Raw genomic sequence first — 23962 nt, 5'->3', positions numbered from 1 at the left:
CAGGATGTACGCCGAGGGGGTGGCGGAGATGGCGGGGCGGATCCGGGACGAGGACATCGCGCTGGTCCGCGAGCGCACCTCGATCGCCGAGGTCATCTCCGACACGGTGACCCTCAAGTCGGCTGGCGGCGGCAACCTCAAGGGGCTGTGCCCGTTCCACGACGAGAAGAGCCCCTCGTTCAACGTCTCGCCCGCCCGCAACGTCTGGTACTGCTTCGGCTGCGGGGCCGGCGGCGACGCCATCAAGTTTCTGATGGACGCCGAGCACCTGAGCTTCGTGGAGTCCGTCGAGCGGCTGGCCGCCCGCGCCGGCATCCAGCTCCGCTACGTCGAGGACGACCGGTCGGCCCCGCGACGCGACCGGCCGCAGCAGGGGCAGCGGCAGCGGCTGGTCGCCGCGCACGCCGTCGCCGTCGAGTTCTACGGCGCCCAGCTCAGCACCGCCGGGGCCCGCCCGGCCCGGGAGTTCCTGGCAAGGCGCGGCTTCGACCGGGCCGCCGCCGAGCGCTACGGCTGCGGCTTCGCCCCCGACGCCTGGGACCTGCTCACCAAGCACCTGCGGCAGCAGGGCTTCACCCACGACGAGCTGGTCACCGCCGGGCTGTCCCGCCCGTCCCGCTCGGGCAGCCTGATCGACCGGTTCCGCCGGCGGCTGCTCTGGCCGATCCGCGACCTCACCGGCGACGTGATCGGCTTCGGCGCCCGCAAGCTGTTCGAAGACGACGACGGCCCGAAATACCTGAACACCCCCGAGACGCCGATCTACAAGAAGTCCCACGTCCTCTACGGCATCGACCAGGCCAAGCGGGAGATCGCCAAGCAGGGCAAGGTGGTCGTGGTCGAGGGCTATACCGACGTGATGGCCTGCCACCTGGCGGACGTCCCGACCGCGGTGGCCACGTGCGGCACGTCGTTCGGGTCGGACCACATCTCCGTCCTCCGGCGGGTGCTCTTCGACAGTGACGAGCGAGCCGGCGAGATCATCTTCACCTTCGACGGGGACGCCGCTGGGCAGAAGGCCGCGCTGCGCGCCTTCGAGGACGACCAGCGCTTCGTCGGGCGTACCTTCATCGCGGTCAGCCCGGACAACATGGACCCGTGCGAGCTGCGCCTGGCCAAGGGCGACCTGGCCGTCCGCGACCTGGTCGCCCGCCGCGAGCCGCTGGTCGACTTCGCGCTCCGCCACGTGATCAACCGCTACGACCTGGACACCGTCGACGGCCGGGTGGAGGCGATGCGCCGGGCCGCCCCGCTGGTCGCCAAGATCAAGGACCGGGAGAAGCGCCCCGAGTACGTCCGCAAGCTCGCCGGCGACCTCGGCATGGAGATCGAGCCGGTGCAGCGCGCGGTGCTGGCCGCCGCGTCCGGGCAGCCGGCCGGCGAGGCCGCCGCCCCGGCCCGCTCCGGACCGGCCGCGCCGACCGTGGACAGCCCGCAGTCGATGGTCGAGCGGGAGGCGCTGAAGCTCGCCCTCCAAGAGCCGGTGCTGGCCGGCCCGATGTTCGACGCGGTGGAGGCCGGCGAATACCGGCACCCGGTGCACGTCGCCGTGCGGGCGGCGATCGCGGCGGCCGGCGGGGCGGCGGCGGCCACCAGCGGCGCGGTCTGGATCGAGCAGGTCCGGGACGCCTGCGACGACCTGGCGGGCCAAGCGCTCGTCGGCGAGCTGGCCGTCGAGCCGCTGCGCATCGACGGCGAGCCCGACCCCCGGTACGTCTCGGTCACCATGGCCCGGCTCCAGTGGGGCTCGGTGACCGGCCGGATCAAGGACCTCAAGTCGAAGATCCAGCGGATCAACCCGGTGAGCAACAAGGACGAGTACTTCGCGCTCTTCGGGGAACTGCTCTCGCTGGAGCAGCACGCGCGGGCGCTGCGCGAGCAGGCCGCCGGAGGACTGTGATGGGACTGTTCAACCGCAAGCCCAAGCTGCCGCCCGCCGCCCGCCCGCCACTGGCCGCCGAGGAGCGGGTGCTCGCCTGGGCCGCCGTCGGCAACGGCGAGGGCGACGGCGTGGTGGTCGCCAGCAACCTCGGGCTCTGGCTGCCCGGCCGGGGGCACCGGATCGGGTGGCACGACATCCTCAAGGCGGTCTGGTCGGGGCGCGAGCTCACCGTCACCCCGGCCGAGCGGGTCGCCGAGCGGGACGGCTACCTGGTGGTGGCGGACTGCCCGGCCGAGACCTACCTGCTGCTCGACCCGGGCGACCTGCCGCACCAGGTGCGGGCCCGGGTCACCCGGTCGGTGGCGTACACCAGCCACCACCCGGTGCCCGGCGGCGCCGGCCGGATCGCCGCCCGCCGGGTGTCCGGGGTGGACGGGCTGACCTGGACGGTCCGCTACGACCCTGGCACGCCCGCCGACGACGAGGCGGTGCTCGCCGAGACCGACCGGCTGGTCGCCGCCGCCCGGTCGGCCACCGCCCCGGCGAACCTCTGAACGTCAGCCGCTGCGGTAGTAGCGGGCGGCGCCCGGGTGCAGCGGGATCGGATCGGTGCCCGCCGCGCTCTCCCGGGTGAAGTTGCCCGCCTCCGGGTGCACCTTGATCAGCTCACCCTGGTACGCGAAGAGCACCCGGGTTAGGTCGTACGCGAGCTGGTCCGGCATGTCCGCGGCGACCAGGATCACGTTCGCCACGGTGATGGTCGGCGTGGCCGCCGGGGTGCCGTAGACCTCCTTGGGCAGGGTGGCCGTGGTGTAGACCGAGCCGTACCGGGCGGCGAGCGGCTCGACCAGGTCGGTGAGGGGGAGCAGCTGGAACGTCCCGGGCGCGCTGGCGAGCAGGTCCTTGATGCCCGGGGTGGGCAGGCCGCCGGAGAAGAACATCGCGTCCAGGGTGCCCGCCCGCATCCGCTTCACCGTCTCCGGCAGCGACAGGTTGAGGCGCTGGATGTCCCGGTCCGGGTCGATCCCGGCCGCGGTCAGCAGCCGTCCCGCGATGATGTCGGTGCCGGACTTCGGCGAGCCGGTGGAGATCCGCTTGCCGCGCAGTTCGGCGAAGCTGTCGATCTTCCCGCCGGTCCGGACGATCACGTGGGTGTAGTTGCGGTAGACCTGGGCCAGCGCGCGTACCGGCTGTGGTTGGCCGTCGAACGCGCCCCGCCCGTTGACCGCGTCCGCCGCCGTGTCCGCCAGGCTGAAGGCGATCTCCATGTCGCCGCTGGCCAGCCGGTTGATGTTCTCCACCGAGGCGCCGGTCGGCTCGGCCCGCGCCTCGTAGCCGGGCAGGTGCCGGCTGATCAGGTCCGCGTAGCCGCCGCCGAGCTGGTAGTAGACGCCGGTGGTGTTGCCGGTGGCGAGGAAGATCCGCCCGCCGTGCCACGCCCGCGGGCCGGGGTTGGCCGCACCGCAGCCGGCCACCAGGGCGGCCAGCAGCAGCACGGCCGCCAGCCGCAGCGGGCGGCCGGTCACGGGCGGACCGCCGGTTCCAGCGCCTCCGCCACCCGCTGGGCCAGGGTCGCCGTCTCGAAGCCGATCTGGCCCAGGTCGCAGCCGGGCGCGGCGAGCACCCCGAGCAGGGCCCGCTCGCCGATCGCCATTACCAGCATCACCCCGCCGTCCATGTCGAGGATCTGCTGGCGTACCCGGCCGGCGGACATCAGCCGGGCGGCGCCCAGGCCCAGGCTGGCCAGCCCGCTGATCACCGCGGAGAGCTGGTCCACCTGCTCGATGGACAGGTCGGGGGAGGCGGCCAGCCGCAGCCCGTCCTGGGACACCGCGAGGGCGTGCGACACGTCCGGCACCCGCTCGGCGAAGTTCGCCAGCAACCAGTCGAGTCCGGCGGTCACGGATGAGGTCATGGGTTTCTCCCGGTGGGTGTGGTGTTCGGGGTACGCCGCGTCGCGCTGGCCACGCCCTCGGCGAGCGCGGACAGGCGGGCCCGCACCACCTCCGGGTCGAGCAGGTCGTCGGCGGGTCGGGGCGGCGGGGCGGTGGCCGGCATGGTCGCGGGCAGTTGACCGCCCCGGGTCCGGCGCGGCAGCGGGCCGCCGGCGGCCGGCGTGGGCGGACCGCCGGCCGGGCGGACCTGGGCGGCGGCGGGGGCCGGGAGGGCGGTGCCGGGCGGGGGCACGGCGGCGACGCCGCGCGCGCTGCCGGCGGCCGGCGGGCGGGTGGCGATCACCGGCACGGCGACGGTGGGGGCGTCGTGCCGGGCGGTCGGGTGGAGCGGGCTGGTGGCCAGGTCGCGGGCGTCGGCCAGCGGCAAGGTAACCGCCGGCCCGGGCCGGAACCAGGGCGCGCCGCCGCTGGCGGTCGGCCGGCGATCGGGTCGCCGGGTGGCCGACTCGACCCGCGTCAGCGCGGACTCGGGCACCTCCACCTGGGCGATCGTGCCGGTGTCGGTGTGGTGCAGCTGCACCCGGATGCCGTGCCGGGCGGCCAGGTGGGCCACCACGTGCAGGCCCATGCTGCCGGCCGCGGCGCTGGAGAGCGCGGCCGGCGCGGCGAGCCGTTCGTTGATCTCGGCCAGCCGGCTCTCGCTGATGCCGATGCCCTGGTCGTGCACCCGCAGCGTGACCCCGTCGACCGTGCGCCGCCCGTCCACCAGCACCGGCGCCTCCGGCGGGGAGTAGACGGTGGCGTTCTCCAGCAGCTCGGCCAGCAGGTGCACCAGGTTGCCGACCGCCGCGCCGTGCACCGCCGCGGTCGGCACGTCGACCTCGACCCGGGGGTAGTCCTCGATCTCGGAGGCCGCCGCGCGGACCGCATCGTCGAGGAGCAGCGCCCCCTCGTGTCCGCGGCCCGGCTCGCCCCCGGCGAGGACCAGCAGGTTCTCCCCGTTGCGGCGCAGGCGGGCGGCGAGGTGGTCCAGCGCGAAGAACCGGTCCAGCGCGTCCGGGTCGGTCTCCTCGCGTTCGAAGTCGTCGAGCAGTCGCAGCTGGCGGGTGATCAGGGTACGGATGCGGCGGGCCAGCGCCTCGGCCATCCGGGTCACGTCCAGCCGCAGCTCGGCCTGCTCGCCGGCGAGCCGCAGCGCGGCCTTGTTCACCGTGTCGAACGCCTCGGCCACCTGGGCCACCTCGTCCCGGCCGCGGCGGATGCCGGCGGTCAGCCGGGTCGCCGTGCCGTCGCCCGGGCTGCCCTCGCCGGCGGCGATCGCGGTGATTCGTTCCGGCAGCTCCCGGTTCGCCATGGTGAGCGCGGCGACCCGCAGCCGGCGTAGCCGGCGGCTGGTGCGTACCGCCAGCAGCACCGCGGTGGCCAGCGAGGCGAGCGCGACCGTGGTGGTCCCCCCGGCGGTGAGCAGGGCGCGCTGCCGGGCGGCCCGGGCCAGCGCTGCGGCGTCCCGGTCGAGGTCCTCGGAGAGTTCCCGGCCCAGCAGGTTGTACCGGCGGATCGTGCCGCTCTGCGCTACGTACCAGGCGTCGCCGTCGGTCTTCAGCGCCTCGGGCCCGCCGTCGGTGTCCAGCACGTCGTCGCGCATCCGGCGGGCCGTCTCGACGTCGCCGCCGGCGATCACCCGGTACCAGGCGGTCTTCGCCGGGCCGATGGCGATCCGGAGGAACTCGGCCTGACGCTGCTCCCGGGCGCCGCGCAGCCGGCCGAGCCGGACCAGCTCACCCTGGGCCAGGGCACCCCGGACGAAGACGCCGCGCAGCAGGTCGCGCTCCAGGGATGCCAGGTGCTCCTGGGTGGCCATGGCCGCCACCTCGCGGGCGCCGTTGGCCAGGTGGGCGTCGCGCAGCTGGGCCGGCAGGGCGTCGGCGACGGCGAGCAGCGAGTCGACCAGCATCACGTACGCCGGGTCACCGCTGTCGCCGGCCAGCGCGAGCTTGCGGGTGGGGTCGAGCTGGCCGAGTTGGCCGTCCGCGTCGTTGAGCACCGGGGCCAGGTCCGGGGCGGCGCGCCGCGCGTCGCCGCTGGCCGACCGGTAGCGGTCGATCGCGGCGTCCACCCGCCGCCGTTGGGCGTCGACCAGCGGCCGGCCGGCCGTGCCGCCGCGCTGGCGCAGCGCCGCCGTCTCGCCCAGCTCGCGTTCCAGCTCGTGCACCAGCCGTACGGTCGCGGTGGCCGTGCCGGCGAGGACGCGGGCCCGGTCGGCGTCGGCGGAGGCGGCCAGTGCGGCGTCGGTCTGGGCGGCGCCGAGCACCACCAGGCCGGCCGTCGCCACCAGGATCGGCGCGAGCAGTTGGGTGCGGACCGACCAGAGCCGGTGGGTGTGGCCCGGCGGGCGGTGGTGCCGGCGTACGCGGCCGGGGAGGGGGAGCGGCACGGGATCTCCCGGTCGGGGTAGGGTGCCGGGCCCGGACGGGTCGTCCGGGCCCGGCGTCGTCGGATCAGCTCGCGCCGAGGTCCTTGAGCGCCTTGTCCGCACCCCGGTGCAGCGATACCGGGTCGGTCTTGCGGGCGTTCTGCAGGTCGATGGCCTTGGCGGCCGGGTTGGCCTGGGCCAGGGCGTCCTTCTTCTCGAAGACCGTCCTGGTGATCGCGCAGGCCACGTTGGCGTCCAGGTTGTCGCGGACCAGCAGCACGTTCGGCACCAGGATGGTCGGGGTGTCCGCCGCGGTCTTGTAGACGTCCTTGCCGATGGTCCCGGCCTGGTACGCCGGGTTCAGCTCGGCCATCTTGGGCAGCAGCGGGCTGAGGTCAAGGAACTTGACCTTGTCGCCGGCGGTGGTGAAGAGGTCGGTGAGGCCGCCGGTGGGCAGGCCCCCGGACCAGAAGAAGCCGTCGATGCTGCCGTCCTTCATGCCGTCGACGGTCTTGGTCAGGTCGAGGCGCTGCGCCTGGATGTCCTTGGCCGGATCGAGGCCGGCGGCGGTGAGCAGCCGGTTGGCGATGACCTCGGTGCCGGACTTGGGCGAGCCGGTGGAGATCTTCTTGCCCTTCATGTCGGCGACCGAGGTGATCCCCGCGTCGGCCCGCACGACCACCTGCGTGTAGTTGTCGTAGATCCGGGCCAGCGCCTTCACCGGCTGCGGGGCGCTGAAGCTGCCCTTGCCCTGCACCGCGTTGACCGCGGTGTCGAAGAGCGAGAAGGCGACGTCGTACTGGCCGGCCACGAGCTGTTCGATGTTCTGCACCGAGGCGCCCGTCTCGGCGGCCGTGCCGGTGAGCTTGCCGTCGGTCGTCGCCGCGAGTTGGCCGGCCAGCGCGTTGCCGACGACGTAGTAGACGCCGGTGGCGTTGCCGGTGGCGATGCCGACCCGGGTGTCCTTGGTGACCTTGCAGGTGACCTCGCTGGCGGCGTCGTCCTTCGCCGCCCCGTCCTGCCGGCCCCCGCATCCGGCGGCACCGGCCGCGACGAGGGCCAGCACTCCGACGACAGCGGCAACCCGCGTGTCGATCCGTCTCACTCTCTACTCCTCCCCATGGTCCAGCTGTTGTGGCACCGACGGGACCCCGGCGCGGCCGGCGGATCCACGTCGGACGAGCACACCCGTGAGGGTCAGCGCGGCCAGGACGGCGCCGACCGTGACGGGCACGGGTTCGAGCCAGAGCAGCACCAGCCCGGCGACCGCGCCGACGATCCGCTCGGGCACGCCGGCCGGGCCGACGCCGGGCAGCCAGCCGCCCGCGGCCACCGCCAGCACGGTGACGCCGAGCGCGGAGACCACGCCGGCCACCAGGATCCGTTCCACCCCGCCGATGCCGAGCAGCCCGAGACCCGTCGGCGTGATGACGAAGGCGATCGGGATCAGGTACGCGGGCAGCGCGTACCGCAGGGTCTGCCACATGGTCGGGACGAGCCGGCCGCCGGTCACCGCGGCGGCGGCCACCGCGGCGAGCGCGGTCGGCGGGGAGACCTCGGACAGCACCGCGAAGTAGAAGACGAACATCGCCGCGGCGGGGGCGGCGACGCCGAGGTTGAGCAGCGCCGGGCCGATGATCACCCAGCCGATCACGAACGAGGCGGTGACCGGCACGGCCAGGCCGAGCAGGCTGAGCGCGACGGCGGCGAGCAGCGCGGTGAGCGCCAGCACCACGGCCGGCTCGGAGCTGACCGCCTGCGCCCCGCTCACCAACAGCGCGGCGGCCTGCGGGCCGAGGCCGGTCTTCGTGGTGGTGGCGGTGATGATGCCGGCCGCGGCGCAGACGGCGCTCACCGCGAGCACCCCGCGTACGCCGCCGCGCAGCGCCTCGACCAGGCGGGCCGGGGTGAGCCGGTGGCGACGGTCCAGGAAGGACAGGGCGGCGGCCAGCACGGTGGCGATCACCACGGCGCGGGTCGCCGAGGCGCCCGTCGCGAGCACCACGATGATCACGATGAGCGAGAGGAAGTGGTATCCGAAGCGGGCCAGCAGGCGCCAGGCCGAACCGCTGTCGATCGCCACCGCGCGGACGCCGGAGCGCCGGGCGTCGATCTCCACGGAGAGCAGGATGCCCAGGTAGTAGAGGATCGTCGGGACGGTCGCCCAGCCGAGCACCTGCAGGTAGGACACGCCCAGGTATTCGGCGATGATGAAGGCCGCCGCGCCCAGCGTCGGCGGGGAGAGGATCGCGCCCACCCCGGCGGCGGCCAGCATGCCGCCGGCCCGCTCGGCGGGGTAGCCGGCGCGGCGCAGGATGGGCCAGGTGACCGCCCCGATGCTGACGGTGGTGGCCGCCCCCGAGCCGGAGACGGTGCCGAGCAGGAAACCCGAGGCGACGGCGGTCCGGCCGGCGGCGGTCCGGGAGCGGCGGAACGCGGCGGCGGAGAGTTCCACGAAGAACCGACCGGCCCCGGACAGGTCCAGCACCGCTCCGTAGATGGTGAAGAGCACGATGTACGAGGCGGCCACGTCCAGCGGGGTGCCGTAGAAGCCGCTGTCGGAGTTGTAGAAGGCGTCGATGAGCTGCCCGAAGTCGAGCCCGGCGTGGGCCACCGCCCAGGACTGCGGCAGCAGCCCGCCGTAGTAGCCGTAGGCCAGGAAGAGCAGGCAGACGGCGGGGAGGATCCAGCCGGTGGTCCGCCGGCACGCCTCCAGCAGCAGGAGCATCAGCACGGTGCCCATCGCCACGTCCAGCGGCACCAGCAGGCCCTGCCGGTCGAGGAACGCGTCGTACCCGCCACCGCCCGCGCCGAGCGTCACCGGCAGCACCGGGTAGAGGCAGGTCACCAGCGCGGCCAGGGCCAGCAGCCAGTCGACCGGGGTGGGCCCGCCGTGCCGCGCCGCGGCGTCGGCCGCCTCCGTCGGGCCGTCCTTCGTCCGCCGCAGCCGCATCCCCGACGGGTACGCCAGGAAGACCGCCGGCAGGACGCCGGTCAGGAAGATGATCAGGTAGTACTTGCTGCCCTGGGGAAGCGGAAAGAACACCTGCCAGAGGGCGAGCAGTGCGACGGCGACCGTGATGCCGGTGAACAGCCGCCCGACCGGTCCGGACAGGACCCGTCCCGGTTTTTCGTCCTCGAACTGGGCGGCGAACTCCCGGGTGTCGGGAGGTGCGGCGACCTGCCCGTCGTCGGCCCGCCCCGGGTCGTCGACCGCGCCCTCGTCGGGCGGGAGCGGCACCGGGGCAGTGTCCAGGTCGGACGCGGCGTCCCGCGTCCCGGCGGGCAGGGGCGTCGGCGCGGAGCCGTCGGACGGGCGAACGGGCGACACGAGGGGGCACGATACGCGAATAGTTCACATTATGGAACCATTGCCGAATGTGATTGCGCTAAGTGACGGAAATGGGGCGGCAATTACCCAGAGCAATGCTGTTCCGAGTGATTCTCGCAAATGCCCTCGCCGAGAGTGCGGCGAAGTCCGACGTTAACCGGTCGAAGCTGTCGGACCGGCCCGCTAGGGTCGGCCGGTGACCACAGCTCAACCACTCATCCAGGCGCGGGGGCTGGTGAAGCGGTTCGGTGACTTCACCGCCGTCAACGGCATCGACGTGGAGGTGCGCCCGGGCGAGGCGTTCGGCTTCCTCGGGCCGAACGGGGCCGGCAAGTCCTCCACCATGCGCATGATCGGCTGCATCTCCCCGCCCTCCGGCGGAGAGCTGCGCATCCTCGGCATGGACCCGGTCCGCGACGGTCCCGCGATCCGGGCCCGGCTGGGCGTCTGCCCGCAGCTCGACAGCCTCGACCCGGAGCTCAACGTCCGGGAAAACCTGACCACCTACGCCCGCTACTTCGGCATCCCGCGCCGGGTCGCCCGCGAGCGGGCCGCCGAGCTGCTCGACTTCGTCCAGCTCACCGAGCGGGCCGAGAGCAAGGTGGAGCCACTCTCCGGCGGCATGAAGCGCCGGCTGACCATCGCCCGCGCGCTGGTCAACAACCCGGAGATCGTCCTGCTCGACGAGCCCACCACCGGGCTCGACCCGCAGGCCCGGCACCTGGTCTGGGAGCGGCTGTTCCGGCTCAAGCAGCAGGGCGTCACGCTGGTCCTCACCACGCACTACATGGACGAGGCGGAGCAGCTCTGCGACCGGCTGGTGGTGATGGACGGCGGCCGGATCGTGGCCGAGGGCTCGCCGCGCGCCCTCATCGAGCGGCACTCCACCCGCGAGGTGGTCGAGCTGCGCTTCGCCGCCGAGTCGCAGGAGGCGTTCGCCGGCAAGCTGAGCGGCCTGGGAGAGCGGGTCGAGGTGCTGCCCGACCGGATCCTGCTCTACGTGGCCGACGGCGACGCGGCGGTGGCCGAGGTGACCGCACGCGGCCTCGTCCCGGCCAGCGTCCTGGTCCGCCGCAGCAGCCTGGAGGACGTCTTCCTCCACCTCACCGGCCGCACCTTGGTGGACTAGTCGCAAGGCGCGACGGCGGCTCCGGCCCTGGAGCGCGGGACGCGGAAGATGAGTCGTTTGTCCGGCACCGCCACGGGTACACCGCGGCGCCGGGGCCGCTGCCCCAGGCCGACGGGACCACTGCTCAGAGGTAGGGCACAACCATGACCGTGAACGGTGACGAACAGTACGAGCGCGGCCTGGCGGCACTCCGGCAGGCCGACGGCGGCGCCGGGCAGAAGCTTCTCGATGCCCTCGCCGACGTCTCACCAGAGCTCAGCTACCGGTCCGTCGCCTGGTCCTACGGAGACCTCTACGTCCGCCCCGGGCTGGCGCGCCGCGACCGGGAACTGCTGACCCTCGGCATACTCACCGGTCTCGGTGGCGCCGAGGCCCAGCTTGAAGTGCACGTCAACGGCGCGCTCAATGCCGGCCTGACGCCCTCCGAAATAGTCGAGGCGCTGCTGCAGTCCGTCGTGTACTGCGGTGTGCCGCGGGCGGTCAACGCCACCCTCGTCGCCAAGAAGGTTTTCGCCGAGCGCAACCTGTTACCCGTCCGCCCCACCACGGCCGGCTGACCGGCCGCCTTATCAGCGGGCTCTGGCCCAGGTCAGGAAGCGGTTGGCCAGCGCCTCCGGTGAGGCCTGGGCGTTGAGGTCGGCGAGGTCGGTCATCGCCTCGTGCAGGAGCGCGCCGAGATAGATCAGCAGGCCCGTCCGGTTCTCGCGGTACTCGCCGAGCAGCGCCAGCCGGGCCGGGGAGCACGGCCACGCCGCGCCGCACACCCGGCAGCGCCAGGACGGACGCGCCGCCACGTGCGGCCGGTAGCGAGGCATCAGCGCGCGCCCTCCTCGGGCCCACGCGGCCCCTTCTCAGGCCCGCTCGGCTCCTTCTCGGGGCAGCGCGGTGACGCCAGCCAGCGGCCCCCGTTCGCCCGCCACTCCTGCGCGCGGGTCAGCCGCCCCGGGCGTCCCGGCCCGTCGATCGGGAACACCTCGGTCGGTGCGGTCGCCCACGACGGGCGCGCATTGGGGGTGCGCCGGGGGAGCGTGGTGGGTGGTGCCGGTCGCTGGCAACGCCAGAACCTGAGTCGCATGGTCGAACCTCCGCAGCTGTGGAATGGGGCGCCCGGCGGACCTCGTTGTCCGGCGGGCGCCCCGGCCTGGTTCCGCCCGCCGTCCGATCCCGTGAGCGGTTCCGCTGCGTGACAGTCTGCTAAGGACGCGACTACGGTGGGAGGTCCCGCGCGCCGACGACCAGCGCGTACGGCGGCCGATCCCACGCGGTACGAGGATGTACGGAGGGTGTCCGTGGAAAGCTCGTCCATGCTGGACCACTTCGCGGAGGAGCTACGGCTGGCCCGGGCCGGCAGCGGCATGTCCCAGACCGCGTTGGCCGAGGCGTTGAGCTATTCGGGTGCCCTGGTCGCCAAGGTGGAGACCTCCGAGCGCCGGCCGAGCCTCGACTTCGCGCGCCGGTGCGACACCGTGTTCGGCGCGGACGGGCGGTTCGAGCGCATCCAGCGCCGGATCAGCCGGGAGACCGTGGTCCCGTGGTTCCGCGACTGGGCCGGCATCGAACAGGAGGCCACGGCGCTGCGCTGGTTCGAGCCGCTGTGCGTGCCCGGTTTGCTTCAGACCGAGGAATACGCTCGTGCGCTGCTGTCTGGCGGCGGGTTGTTCGCTGCGGACGAGATCGAGCAGCAGGTGGCGACCCGGCTGGATCGCCAAGCAGTGCTCACCCGCGATCGGCCGCCCCTACTCACCGCCGTCGTCGACGAGTACGTCCTGCACCGCCGGATCGGTACGCCGGCGGTGATGCGCGAGCAGTTGCAGCACTTGGTGAAGCTGGGATCCACGCTGCCCCGAGTCCGTATCCACGTCGTGCCAATGTCAGCCGGGGCCTACCCTGGACTCGCTGGGCACTTCGTGATCGCCACCTCGCCAACGAGGGAGGACATCGTCTACCTGGAGGGGCAGCGCCACGGGCAGGCGATCGACCGAACCGACTTCGTGCAGGAGATGGTCGAGGTGTGGGAGTCGATCCGCGGTGAGGCACTATCGCACCAGCAGTCCCTCGACTTGATTGCGGAAGTGGCGGAGACATGGACCTGACCGGCGCGCGGTGGCGCAAGAGCACCCGCAGCAGCGGCCAAGGCGGGGCGTGCGTGGAGGTGGCCGACAACCTCTCCGGCGTGGTCGCCGTACGCGATTCCAAGGACCCGGGTGGTCCGGTGCTGGCCTTCGGCCCCGACGCCTGGCGCGCGTTCGTCACCGGAATCGCCGAGCGGCCGTAGCGCGGCCGCAACAAGGAGTTCTTCGTCGTTGGGCCTGGTTGGGTCGTTGCCGGCCTTGATCCGTCGGCGACCAGTACGCGAGCACGGGCGACGTGACCTCCCTGCCTGGGGTCGCAGCGGTGGGCGTTGGGCCTGGCGGGCTGTCGCTCGGTGACGCCTCCTATGCCGTGGCCAGTAGCCCGCGCATCTTGTCGAGCGGGTCGTCGGTTGAAGCTCCCGTCGCATAGGCACCTTGTGGGGTGACGCGACGACGAATAACGTCCCGATGTATCGGAGTGATATATCGGGACGGCGTTTGTGGTCGCCCGCCAACGGGGAGGTGCGATGAGGTCGATCGACTACGACACGGAGCAGTACCAGGACTACGCGCGCGGTCGCGCGCTCACCCAGCAGCAACTGCAGGTATGGATCAACGCCTTTGCAGCGGTGCTGCCCGAGCGGCGTCCGCTGGCGGGGCTGGACGTCGGCTCAGGGACCGGCAGGTTCACCCCCGCGCTGGCCGGAGCGTTCGGGCCAGTGACCGGCGTCGAGCCGTCGGTCCGCATGCGCGAGATTGCGCAGACGCAGTCCCAGCATCCCGGTGTGCGGTATCTGGCCGGCGCCGCCGAGGACATGCCAGTGCCGTCCGGCAGCGCCGACTACGCTCTCATGTTCCTGTCCTGGCATCACGTGCAGGACAAGCCTCGGGCAGCCCGGGAGCTGGCCAGGGTGCTCAGGCCCGGCGGGCGGCTGCTATTGCGCGCGAATTTCAGCGACCACCATCCCCGGCCGTGGTGGCTGGAGTACTTCCCCCGCGGTTACGAGGTGGACGCCTCGCTGTTTCAGCCGCTGCACGAGGTCATCGCGACGTTCACGTCGCTCGGCTGGCGCGTGACCAGCTTCGGCACGTTCACCGAGCCGTCCGCGGGCACCCGCGGTGACATGCTCGAACGGCTGCGCCTGCGCACCCTCTCGTTCTTCGCGCAGCTCAGTCCCGACGAACTGGAGGCCGGCTTCCGCCGACTGGAGCAGTCTGTTGCCGCCGACCCCGGCGCACCAGCGCCGGTGTTTGCTGAGCCGCTGCTCACGCTCGAACTGTGCTGATGCGGTCGCTTCGGGGGCGTTCAGGGTGAAGATGGCGTGGTCCGTCCGCCCGTTTTCGGGGACCGGCCTGCCGTTCGCCGCGCGCCGGCAGCCACCCGCTGGGCCTGCGGGAGCGGAGAAACTGGCGCGACACCGTTCGTTGACCAGTCGTAGGGTGGCCGGCGGTCTTGTCGTACCCGGGCGGTAGGAAGACCGACGTGGACGGCGAGCGGGGGTGGTCGACGTGAGCGTGGCGGAGCGGGCCGGGCCGGCGGTGCCCAGGGTGCCGGCGCTGGCGGTGCTCGGCTATTACCTGGTCGGCTACCGGCGCACCTGGCGGGCGGGGGTCTTCTCGTCCTTCCTGCTGCCCGTGCTGACGGTGGTGGGCTTCGGCCTCGGCGTCGGCGCGTACGTGCGCCAGGGCGTCGGCGGGGTGCCCTACCTCGAGTGGCTGGTGCCCGGCCTGATCGCCTCCACCGCCCTCCAGGTCGCGGTCGCCGAGTCGACCTGGCCGGTGCACAGTAACTTCCGGTGGATCCGGACCTACCACGCGCAGGTGGCGGCGCCGCTGCGCAGCGGCGACATCCTCGCCGGGCACCTCGCCTTCGTGCTGTTCCGGGTGCTCACCAGCACGGCGGCGTTCCTGCTGGTGACGGCCCTGTTCGGGGCGCTGCGGTCGCCGTGGGCGGTGGCCGTGCTGCCGGTGAGCCTGCTGCTGGGCCTGGCGGTCGCCGCGCCGACCTTCGCGTTCAGCGCCGTCGTGCCGAGCGACAGCTACCTGGCTCTGCTGTTCCGCTTCGCGATCATCCCGATGACCCTCTTCGCCGGGGTGTTCTTCCCGGTCGAGTCGCTGCCGGCGGGGCTGCGCCAGGTGGCGTACGCGACCCCGCTCTGGCACGGCGTGGATCTCTGCCGGGCCGCCACGCTGGGCGTCGCTCCGCAGTGGTCGATCGTCGGTCACCTGCTCTACCTCGCCGCCTGGGCCGCCGCCGGCTGGCTGCTGGCCACGCGCGTGTTCCGCCGCTCGCTCGTCGTCTAGGAGATCCCGTGGTCGCTCTCGTCCTGCCCCGGCTGGTCGGCTCCGCGGGGATGCGCCGCTCCGCCTCGGTGGCCGAGCGCAACCTGACCGCGCTGCGGAGCGCGTACTGGCTGGTGCTGCTCTCCGGTTTCCTGGAGCCCGTGCTCTACCTGTTCTCGATCGGGGTCGGGGTGGGCGCGCTGGTCGGCGACCTCACCCTGCCCGGCGGGCAGGCGGTGTCGTACGCCGCGTTCGTGGCCCCGGCGATGCTGGCCTCGTCGGCGATGAGCGGGGCGCTGTCGGAGACCACCTTCAACTTCTTCGGGAAGATGAAGTACATGAAGCTGTACGACGGGGTCATCGCGACCCCGGTGCAGCCGTTCGAGATCGCCCTCGGCGAGCTGGGTTGGGCGATGATCCGGGGCAGCCTCTACTCGGCCGCCTTCCTGGTGATCATGGTGGCGATGGACCTGACCACCGCCGCGCGGGCGGTCCTCGCCTTTCCGGCCGCGGTGCTGGTCGGCTTCGCGTTCGGCGCGCTCGGCATGACGGTCTCCACCCTGATGCGCAGTTGGCAGGACTTTGACCTGATGGGGTCGGCCCAGTTCACCCTCTTCCTCTTCTCCGGCACCTTCGTGCCGGCCGAGGCGTACCCGACCGCACTGCGCTGGGTGGTCGAGGTGACCCCGCTCTACCGGTCGGTGCACCTGATCCGGGAGATCTGCGTGGGGGTGTCCGGCTGGTCGTGGCTGCCAGACGTGGCGTACCTGCTGGCGCTGACCGCCGGGATGCTCGCGCTCGCCTCCCGGCGGATGGGGAGGTTGCTCTACAAGTAGGTGGTTAACCGGCCTGCCGTCGGGCATCTCGTGGGACGACGCCGACGACCAGGGAGGGCCGATGGCCAGCGATGAGTCTTCCGCCCGCAGCGGGCGTGACCGCGACGATTCGGGCAACGCGTCAGGCGGGCGGGACCGTGCGGGCCGGGCCGGTCCGGTCGGCCCGGACCAGGGCCCGCAGCGCCCGACGGCATTGCCGGGCACCGGATGGCAGGCGGCGCTCAAGCGCACGGTTCGGGAGTTCCAGACCGACAACCTGACGGACCGGGCGGCCGCGCTCACCTACTACGGCATACTCTCGATCTTCCCGGGCATGCTGGCGCTCATCTCGGTGGTGGGCCTGCTCGGCCCGGGTGCCGTCAAGGGCGTCAAGGAAACCCTCGACCAGACGGCGCCGCAGCCGACCATCCGGCACATCATCGACATCGCGATCGCCCAGGCGAGCAGCTCGGGCGGCCTGGCCAGCATCGCCGCGGTCGTCGGTGTGCTGGGCGCCTTCTGGTCGGCCTCCGGCTACGTCGCCGCCTTCATGCGCGCGTCCAACACGATCTACGACGTGCCGGAGGGTCGGCCCATCTGGAAGACGCTGCCGGTCCGCCTCGGGGTGACCGCCCTGGTCGGCGTGATGCTGCTGGCCGCGTCGGTCATCGTGGTCTTCAGCGGCCGGCTCGCCACGCAGGTCGGCAGCGCGATCGGCCTGGGCTCGACGGCAGTGACGGTGTGGAGCATCGTCAAGTGGCCGGTGCTGCTGATCCTGGTGAGCCTGGTGTTCGCCATCCTCTACTGGGCCTCACCGAACGCTCGCCACGGCGGCTTCCGCTGGGTGAGCCCCGGCGGCGTGCTGGCCGTGGTGATCTGGCTCGTCGTCTCCGCGCTGTTCGCCGTCTACGTCGGCAACTTCGGCTCGTACAACAAGACGTACGGTGCCGTGGCCGGCATGATCATCTTTCTGGTCTGGCTCTGGCTGACCAACATCGCCATCCTGCTCGGCGCGGAGTTCGACGCGGAGTTGGAGCGCGGCCGGGCCATCGCGGCCGGGCACCCCGCCGAGTCGGAGCCGTACGTCGAACTGCGCGACGACCGCAAGCTCAGGAAGAAGGGCAGGCCCGCCGCCGGCGACTGACCCGTCCCGCGCCGCCGTTTCCCGCAGTCCCGGTATCCCCGGTATCCCCGGCGTCCCGCCGTCCCGCCGCCCCGCCGTCTCGCCGTCTGTCGCGTCGGTCGCGCCTGGACGGCGGCCGTGGGGGCGGCGGCGTCGATCCAGCCCGACAGTCTGACCTGGCGCTACCACCCCGTGGCAGCGCGCTGTTCTTGTTCCTGAAGACGATCATGCTTTCCGTGATCCACAGCCGGGCTTTTGTTCGCATGGACAAAAGTTTGGATCGGATGTGCTGAAGCTATGGACACGTGACCCGGAAGCCTCCTACTGTGTCGGACACGACACGTCGCCGTTGCGTCGATGTGAACGACTCCGATGCGGAGGTGTGCCGGTGCGGACTGTGGACCCCCTGCACGTACGGCTCCTGCGACTGCTCCGGGACGAAGGGGCGGTGTCCCGGGCCGAACTCGGCGACCGCCTGCAGATGCCCCGCCCCCGCTTGCTCGCCGAGCTGGAGCGGCTGGTCGGGCTCGGATACGTCGCCGAGGCGGGGCTGGCCGCGTCCCGTGGCGGGCGGCGGTCCACCCTGGTCGAACTGAGCCCGCACCTGCGCTTCGCCGCGGTCGACCTGGGCGCCAGCTCGATCGACGTCGAGGTGGTGAACGGCCGGCTCGAGCCGGTGGCCGCGTACACCGAGACGGCCGACATCCGCTCCGGCCCGAAGGTGATCCTCCAGCGGGTCGCCGAGCTGCTGCACAAGGCCAAGGTGGACGGGGCGTACGAGCGGCTGGACGCGGTGGGCATCGGCGTCCCCGGGCCGGTGAGCTTCCGGGACGGGGTGCCGGTCTCGCCGCCGATCATGCCGGGCTGGGACCGCTTCCCCGTCCGCGAGGTGCTCACCCGCGAGCACGGCTGCCCGGCCGTGGTCGACAACGACGTGAACATCATGGCGATCGGCGAGCGGCACGGCGGGGTCGCCCACTCGGTGGACGACTTCCTGCTGATCAAGATCGGCACCGGCATCGGCTGCGGCATCTACCTCAACGGTGAGGTCTACCGGGGCACCGACGGGTGCGCCGGCGACATCGGCCACATCCAGGTCGACCCGAACGGTCCGATGTGCTCCTGCGGGAACCTCGGCTGCCTGGAGGCCGTATTCAGCGGGGCCGCGCTGGCCCGGGAGGCCACCGCGGCGGCCCGGGCGGGCGTCTCCCCGGCGCTCGCCGACCGGCTGGCCGCGCGGGGCGTGGTGACCGCGCTGGACGTGGCGCAGGGGGCGGTCGAGGGGGACGTCACCTGCATCCAGCTCATCCGCGACGGCGGGCGGCGGGTCGGCAGCGTGCTGGCCGGGCTGGTGAGCTTCACCAACCCCTCGATGATCGTGATCGGTGGTGGGCTCGCCCAGCTCGGCCACATCCTGCTCGCCGAGATCCGCAGCGTGGTCTACCGCCGCTCGCTGCCGCTGGCCACCGGCAACCTGCCGGTCGTCCTCTCCGAACTCGGCCACCGGGCCGGGGTGGCCGGCGCCGCCGTGCTCGCCAGCGACCTCGCCTTCGGGGAAGCGTCATGACCGCCCGCCACGAGGACGGGCCGTTCCGCTGGACAGCAAGGAGGCCGAGGTGACGAACCCACTGGTGGCGGCCCCCGCCGACACCGTCGCGGGCGAGGTGGTCCTGCGCCTCACCGACGTGGTCAAGACCTTCCCCGGGGTACGCGCGCTGGACGGCGTGCAGCTGGAGGTCCGGGCCGGCGAGGTGCACTGCCTGCTCGGCCAGAACGGCGCCGGCAAGTCCACCCTGATCAAGGTGCTCGCCGGGGTGCACCGGCCGGACTCCGGCGAGGTCGAGTGGCGCGGCGAGCCGGCGAGCTTCGCCAACCCGCAGGCCGCGATGCGGGCCGGGATCGCCACCATCTACCAGGAGCTCGACCTGGTCGAGGACCTGTCGGTGGCGGAGAACGCCTTCCTCGGCCATGAGCCGCGCCGGCTCGGCTTCGTCCGCCGCGGCCACATGGCCCGGCGTACCCGGCAGATCCTGGCCCGGCTCGGCCACCCGGAGATCCCGCCCGGCCGGCTGGTCCGCCACCTGCCCGCCGCCGGCAAGCAGATCGTCAGCATGGCCCGGGCGCTCTCCCACGAGGCCCGACTGATCATCATGGACGAGCCGAGCGCCGTGCTCGCCCACGACGAGGTGGGCAACCTGTTCCGGATCATCCGGGAACTCACCGCGCAGGGCATCGCGGTCATCTACATCTCGCACCGGCTGGAGGAGATCCGCGAGATCGGCGACCGGGTCACCGTACTCAAGGACGGCCGGACCACCGCGGCGAACCTGCCGGCCCGCGCCACCCCGACCAACGACCTGGTCGCCCGGATGACCGGGCGGACCATCGAGTACGTCTTCCCGGAGCGCCCGGCCGACGAGACCGCCGGCGCGGAGCTGCTGCGGGTCGACGGGCTGACCCGGCCCGGGGAGTTCGCCGACGTGTCGCTGGCCGTGCGGGCCGGGGAGATCGTCGGCATCGCCGGACTGGTCGGCTCCGGCCGCTCCGAGCTGCTGGAGACCATCTACGGCGCCCGTCGGGCGCAGGCCGGCACGGTCCGGATGGGCGGCCGGACGCTGCGCCCCGGCAGCGTGGGCGCGGCGGTGCGGGCCGGCATGGGCATGGCCCCGGAGGAGCGCAAGAGCCAGGCGCTGCTGCTCGGCGAGCCGATCTACCGCAACGTCACCCTGGCCACCTTCGGCCGGTACGCCCGCCTCGGCTTCACCGACGCGGGGCGGGAACGGGCCGAGGCTGACCGGATCGCCGACTCACTGGAGCTGCGTCCCCGCGACATACGCCGGCCGGTGCGCACCCTCTCCGGCGGCAACCAGCAGAAGGTGGTGGTCGGCCGGTGGCTGCTCGGGGACACCCGGCTGCTGCTGCTCGACGAGCCGACCCGGGGCGTGGACGTGGGCGCCCGAGCCGAGCTCTACCAGGTCATCCGGTCCCTCGCGGCTCGGGGCGTCGGGGTGCTGCTGGTCTCCAGCGAGGTGCCGGAGGTGCTCGGCCTAGCCGACCGGGTGCTGGTGATGCGGGAGGGCCGGGTGGTCCGGGAGGCCCCGGCCGGCGAAATCGACGAAGACACCGTGCTCGACCTCGTCATGGCGGGGTCCCTCATGGAAGGCGCACCGGCATGAGCGAGACGACACCGACCGCGGCGCCGGAACGGGCGGCGGGGCTGCCGGCCCAGTCGCCGCCGGTCGACCGGGCCGAGACCGCGAAGTCCGACGCGCCGGCGCGGCTGTCCTGGTGGCGCGGTGACGGGGGCGAGGGCGCGCGGCGCAACCTCGGCCTGCTGGCCACCCTGCTGGTGCTGGTGGTCATCGGCATCCTCACCCGGCCCGACCTCTACGGCAACGCGAGCTGGGTGTGGGGCAACACCCTCACCATCCTCAAGCTCGCCTCGGTGGTCGGGGTGGTGACCGTCGGGATGACCTTCGTGATCATCGGCGGCGGCATCGACCTGTCGGTCGGCGCGATCGTCGCGCTCGCCGGGGTGTGGTGCACCACGGTCGCCACCCAGAGCTACGGCGCCGGCGGGATGATCTTCAGTGCGCTGACCGTCGGGCTCGCCGTCGGCCTGGTCAACGGGCTGCTCATCTCGTACGGGCGGCTGGTGCCGTTCATCGCCACGCTGGCCATGATGGTCGCCGCCCGCGGCTTGGCGGCCGAGATCTCCGACAAGCAGACCCAGGTCTCGAACGACACCTTCATCAACGGCATCGCCAGCACGAACGTCCTCGGCATCCCGCTGCTGGTCTACATCCTCGCCGCGGTCGTGGTGGCCGGCTGGGTGCTGCTCAACCGCACCACCTTCGGCCGCCGCACGGTGGCGGTCGGCGGCAACCCGGAGGCGGCCCGGCTCGCCGGCATCAACGTCCGCCGGCACACCCTGCTGCTCTACGGGCTCTCCGGGCTCTGCTGCGGCATCGCCGCGATCATGCTCACCTCGCAGGCCACCTCCGCGCAGGCGGCGATGGCCAACCTCTACGAACTCGACGCGATCGCCGCCGCGATCATCGGCGGCACGCTGCTCAGCGGTGGGCGGGGGACCATCGTCGGCTCCCTGCTCGGCGTGATCATCTTCTCCACCATCACCAACCTGTTCGCCATCAACGGCCTCTCCACCGAGGCCCAGAACATGGTCAAGGGCGGCATCATCGTCGCCGCCGTCCTGGTCCAGCAGGTCCAGTTCGGCAGCCTCACCCAGTTCCTCCGCCGCAACCGGGCCACCAGCACCACCTGATCCGACCGCGACACCGGCGGCCACCTCGACAGTGACGGTGGCCGGGCCCAGCACACCCTTTTCACCCCACCACCTCATCCAGGAGGCCGTCATGACAACGCAGGGTCGCGACCTGTCGCGCCGCCGGCTGCTCTTCGGCGGAGCGGCGCTCTCCGCCGGCGTCGTGCTCGCCGGCTGCACCAGCAACGAGCAGAAGCCCACCGCCGCCCAGACCAAGGCCGCGGCGACCGGCGGCAACAGCGAGCCCGGCAAGAAGGTGACCATCGGCTTCTCCGCGCCGGCCGCCGACCACGGCTGGATCGCCGCGATCACCAGCAACGCCAAGGCTCAGGCCGGGGCGTACTCCGACGTGGAGCTGAAGTCCGTGGAGGCCGGCGCCGACGCGGCGGCCCAGCGGGCGGCGCTGTCCACGCTGCTGTCCCAGAAGCCCGACGTGATCGTGCTGCTGCCGCACGACGGCAAGGAGCTCAACGCGTTCGGCCTGGAGGCGATGAAGGCCGGCATCCCGGTGGTCAACCTGGACCGCGCCTTCCCCGACGCGCGGGCCTACCGCCTGCAGATCAAGGGCGACAACTACGGCATGGGGGTGGCCGCCGCCACCTACATCGCCGAGCAGCTCAAGGCCAAGGGGGTCAGCAACCCGGTCATCGGCGAGATCCCCGGCATCGACTCGCTGGAGCTGACCCAGGAACGCTCCAAGGGCTTCGCCGACACCCTGGCGTCGTACGGCCTGAAGGTGGCCAACCGCCGCCCGGCCGAGTTCACCGCCGACTCCGGCCAGCAGGCCGCCACCGGCCTGTTCCAGGCCCTGCCGAAGATCGACGCGCTCTGGAACCACGACGACGACCAGGGCATCGGTGTCCTCGCCGCGGTCAACCAGGCCAACCGCAAGGAGTTCTTCATGGTCGGCGGCGCCGGCTCGAAGAAGGCCATGGAGGACATCCAGGCCGACAACACCGTCCTCAAGGCGACCGTCACCTACAGCCCGTCGATGGCCTCCTCGGCCATCTCACTGGCCCGCCTGATCGGCCAGAACAAGGGCATGTCGGACCTGGTGGAACTCCAGGTCCCGAAGGAGATCGTGCTCGCCTCCGAGACGATCACCAAGGAGAACGCGAGCAACTACCTGAAGCTCGGGTTCTGATACACGGGGGGAGACCCACCTTGTCCACTCACGACAATGTCCTGCGGGTCGGCATGGTCGGCTACGCGTTCATGGGCGCCGCGCACTCACAGGCGTGGCGCACCGTGAACCGCGTGTACGACCTGCCGGCGCGGGTGCGGATGGCGCTGATCTGCGGCCGGGACGAGCTGAAGGTGGCCGACGCCGCCGGCCGGCTCGGCTGGGACGGGCACACCACGGACTGGCGGCGGCTGGTCGAGTCCGATCAGATCGACGTGGTCGACATCTGCACACCGGGGGACAGCCACTGCGAGATCGCCATCGCCGCGTTGGCCGCCGGCAAGCACGTACTGTGCGAGAAGCCGCTGGCCAACACCGTCGAGGAGGCCCGACAGATGGCGGCCGCCGCCGCCCAGGCCCGGTCCGCCGGGATACGGGCGATGTGCGGGTTCAACTACCGCCGGGTGCCCGCGGTCACCATGATGCGGCAGTTCGTCGCGGACGGGCGGCTCGGCGAGATCCGGCACGTCCGGGCGGCGTACCTGCAGGACTGGATCGTGGACCCGCAGTTCCCGCTGGTCTGGCGGCTGCAGAAGGACAAGGCGGGCTCCGGCGCGCTGGGTGACATCGGTGCGCACATCATCGACCTCACCCAGTACGTCACCGGGCAGCGGATCACCGGGGTCAGCGCGGTGACCGAGACCTTCGTCAAGGAACGGCCGCTGCCGGCCGGGTCGAGCGGCCTGGCCGCGCAGGCCGACGGCCACGGCCAGGCGATGGGTCAGGTCACCGTGGACGACGCGGCGGCGTTCGTGGCCCGGCTCGACGGCGGGGCGCTGGCCACGTACGAGGCGAGCCGGTTCGCCACCGGCCGCAAGAACGCCCTCCGGGTGGAGATCAACGGCTCGCTCGGCACCCTGGTCTTCGACCTGGAACGCCTCAACGAGCTGGAGTTCTACGACGCCAGCCGGCCCACGGCCGAGCAGGGCTTCACCCGCATCCTGGTGACCGAGGGGGAGCACCCGTACATGTCGGCCTGGTGGCCGCCCGGCCACATCATCGGCTACGAGCACTCCTTCACCCACGAGGTGCGGGACTTCGTCGAGGCGGTCGCCACCGGCACCGACCCGGCGCCGTCGTTCGCCGACGCGTTGCAGGTCCAGCTGGTGCTGGACGCGGTGACCCGCTCGGCGGAACTGGCCAGCTGGACGGAGGTGGAGCCCGCGCTGGCCGAAGTGGCCGCCTGATCCACGCGGCGCCTCGCGCTGGCCGGGGCGCCGCCCGACCCATGCGACGCCCGTAGGGCGCCGCCCGAGGAGGCTTCCCGGAGCCCGACCGGCGAGGGCCCGCCGCGGTTGCGCCCCGCGGCGGGGACGAGGTCGGATCAGGGGAGCGTGCCACCGGAGCCCTCCGGCCCGGCACGACCAAGCACGGCCCACCGGTGCGGCCGGACCGGGATTCCCCGGCCGCACCGGCGGACCGACCCGACCCTGGGGAGGGAGCACGATGCGTACGGGTGTCTGGCTGGTGGGAGCGCGTGGCTCGGTCGCGACCACCAGCATCGTCGGGGCGCTGGCCCTGCGGGCCGGGCTCACCGACCCGACCGGGTGC

At 72.6% G+C, this 23962-nt stretch carries 22 protein-coding genes; 16 read left to right on the top strand and 6 right to left on the bottom strand.

The window, feature by feature from the left end; translation table 11 throughout:
* Positions 1-4: 4 nt before the first annotated feature.
* Together dnaG and FXF52_RS30490 are read left to right on the top strand one after the other, a co-directional pair.
* Positions 5-1900, top strand: coding sequence for a DNA primase (gene dnaG / locus FXF52_RS30495; protein ID WP_148801957.1), 1896 nt, complete (start codon positions 5-7; stop codon positions 1898-1900).
* Positions 1900-2436: a hypothetical protein gene (locus FXF52_RS30490; RefSeq protein ID WP_148801955.1), complete on the top strand. Its 537-nt coding sequence runs from the start codon at positions 1900-1902 to the stop codon at positions 2434-2436. Before dnaG ends, FXF52_RS30490 begins: the two co-directional genes overlap by 1 nt.
* A gap of 3 nt (positions 2437-2439) precedes the next feature.
* Here FXF52_RS30490 and FXF52_RS30485 read toward each other — a convergent pair whose 3' ends face one another.
* From FXF52_RS30485 to FXF52_RS30465, 5 genes are all read right to left on the bottom strand, one after another.
* Positions 2440-3408, bottom strand: a complete 969-nt coding sequence (locus FXF52_RS30485; protein WP_148801953.1) for a TAXI family TRAP transporter solute-binding subunit — start codon at positions 3406-3408, stop codon at positions 2440-2442.
* Positions 3405-3797, bottom strand: coding sequence for a roadblock/LC7 domain-containing protein (locus FXF52_RS30480; RefSeq protein ID WP_148801951.1), 393 nt, complete (start codon positions 3795-3797; stop codon positions 3405-3407). The genes FXF52_RS30485 and FXF52_RS30480 overlap by 4 nt, the downstream gene beginning before the upstream one ends.
* Positions 3794-6211 (bottom strand): nitrate- and nitrite sensing domain-containing protein, encoded by a 2418-nt coding sequence (locus FXF52_RS30475; protein ID WP_148801949.1) that lies wholly within the window; start codon positions 6209-6211, stop codon positions 3794-3796. The genes FXF52_RS30480 and FXF52_RS30475 overlap by 4 nt, the downstream gene beginning before the upstream one ends.
* A 64-nt stretch (positions 6212-6275) precedes the next feature.
* A complete protein-coding gene (locus FXF52_RS30470; protein WP_148801947.1) occupies positions 6276-7295 on the bottom strand; it encodes a TAXI family TRAP transporter solute-binding subunit in 1020 nt (339 codons plus the stop codon).
* Positions 7296-7298: 3 nt separating this feature from the next.
* Positions 7299-9521, bottom strand: coding sequence for a TRAP transporter fused permease subunit (locus FXF52_RS30465; protein WP_187413811.1), 2223 nt, complete (start codon positions 9519-9521; stop codon positions 7299-7301).
* A gap of 196 nt (positions 9522-9717) precedes the next feature.
* Between FXF52_RS30465 and FXF52_RS30460 the strand changes: the two genes are divergently transcribed.
* Both FXF52_RS30460 and FXF52_RS30455 read left to right on the top strand, forming a co-directional pair.
* A complete protein-coding gene (locus FXF52_RS30460) occupies positions 9718-10650 on the top strand; it encodes an ABC transporter ATP-binding protein (RefSeq protein WP_148801945.1) in 933 nt (310 codons plus the stop codon).
* Between the two features lie 143 nt (positions 10651-10793).
* Positions 10794-11207, top strand: a complete 414-nt coding sequence (locus tag FXF52_RS30455; protein WP_148801943.1) for a carboxymuconolactone decarboxylase family protein — start codon at positions 10794-10796, stop codon at positions 11205-11207.
* A gap of 12 nt (positions 11208-11219) precedes the next feature.
* Here FXF52_RS30455 and FXF52_RS30450 read toward each other — a convergent pair whose 3' ends face one another.
* A complete protein-coding gene (locus FXF52_RS30450) occupies positions 11220-11465 on the bottom strand; it encodes a flavin reductase (protein WP_148801941.1) in 246 nt (81 codons plus the stop codon).
* A 474-nt stretch (positions 11466-11939) separates the two neighbouring features.
* Here FXF52_RS30450 and FXF52_RS30445 point away from each other — a divergent pair, with 474 nt between their 5' ends.
* From FXF52_RS30445 to FXF52_RS43400, 12 genes are all read left to right on the top strand, one after another.
* Positions 11940-12743, top strand: coding sequence for a helix-turn-helix transcriptional regulator (locus tag FXF52_RS30445; RefSeq protein ID WP_255472496.1), 804 nt, complete (start codon positions 11940-11942; stop codon positions 12741-12743).
* Positions 12734-12925 (top strand): DUF397 domain-containing protein, encoded by a 192-nt coding sequence (locus FXF52_RS30440; RefSeq protein ID WP_148801939.1) that lies wholly within the window; start codon positions 12734-12736, stop codon positions 12923-12925. The genes FXF52_RS30445 and FXF52_RS30440 overlap by 10 nt, the downstream gene beginning before the upstream one ends.
* A gap of 324 nt (positions 12926-13249) precedes the next feature.
* Positions 13250-14008 (top strand): class I SAM-dependent methyltransferase, encoded by a 759-nt coding sequence (locus FXF52_RS30435; protein ID WP_148801937.1) that lies wholly within the window; start codon positions 13250-13252, stop codon positions 14006-14008.
* Between the two features lie 223 nt (positions 14009-14231).
* Positions 14232-15026 (top strand): ABC transporter permease, encoded by a 795-nt coding sequence (locus FXF52_RS30430; RefSeq protein ID WP_255472495.1) that lies wholly within the window; start codon positions 14232-14234, stop codon positions 15024-15026.
* 8 nt (positions 15027-15034) lie between these two features.
* Positions 15035-15841: an ABC transporter permease gene (locus FXF52_RS30425; protein ID WP_148801933.1), complete on the top strand. Its 807-nt coding sequence runs from the start codon at positions 15035-15037 to the stop codon at positions 15839-15841.
* Between the two features lie 61 nt (positions 15842-15902).
* Positions 15903-16964, top strand: a complete 1062-nt coding sequence (locus tag FXF52_RS30420; protein ID WP_148801931.1) for a YihY/virulence factor BrkB family protein — start codon at positions 15903-15905, stop codon at positions 16962-16964.
* Positions 16965-17331: 367 nt separating this feature from the next.
* Positions 17332-18510 carry an ROK family protein gene (locus tag FXF52_RS30415; RefSeq protein WP_148801929.1) on the top strand — a complete coding sequence of 393 codons (1179 nt, stop codon included), beginning with the start codon at positions 17332-17334 and terminating at the stop codon, positions 18508-18510.
* A 49-nt stretch (positions 18511-18559) separates the two neighbouring features.
* Positions 18560-20119: a sugar ABC transporter ATP-binding protein gene (locus FXF52_RS30410; protein WP_148801927.1), complete on the top strand. Its 1560-nt coding sequence runs from the start codon at positions 18560-18562 to the stop codon at positions 20117-20119.
* Positions 20116-21228: an ABC transporter permease gene (locus FXF52_RS30405; RefSeq protein ID WP_148801925.1), complete on the top strand. Its 1113-nt coding sequence runs from the start codon at positions 20116-20118 to the stop codon at positions 21226-21228. Before FXF52_RS30410 ends, FXF52_RS30405 begins: the two co-directional genes overlap by 4 nt.
* 91 nt (positions 21229-21319) lie before the next feature.
* Positions 21320-22372 carry a substrate-binding domain-containing protein gene (locus FXF52_RS30400; RefSeq protein WP_148801923.1) on the top strand — a complete coding sequence of 351 codons (1053 nt, stop codon included), beginning with the start codon at positions 21320-21322 and terminating at the stop codon, positions 22370-22372.
* A 20-nt stretch (positions 22373-22392) separates the two neighbouring features.
* Positions 22393-23598 (top strand): Gfo/Idh/MocA family protein, encoded by a 1206-nt coding sequence (locus tag FXF52_RS30395; protein WP_148801921.1) that lies wholly within the window; start codon positions 22393-22395, stop codon positions 23596-23598.
* Between the two features lie 259 nt (positions 23599-23857).
* On the top strand, positions 23858-23962 hold a 105-nt coding region (locus tag FXF52_RS43400; RefSeq protein WP_187413810.1), incomplete at its 3' end, for an inositol-3-phosphate synthase.

It is taken from the genome of Micromonospora sp. MP36 (genome assembly GCF_008119785.1).
In the GTDB taxonomy this organism is placed as follows: domain Bacteria; phylum Actinomycetota; class Actinomycetes; order Mycobacteriales; family Micromonosporaceae; genus Micromonospora.
Note: the sequence above shows the minus strand (reverse complement) of the source record. Positions and strands in the feature narration are given on the sequence as shown.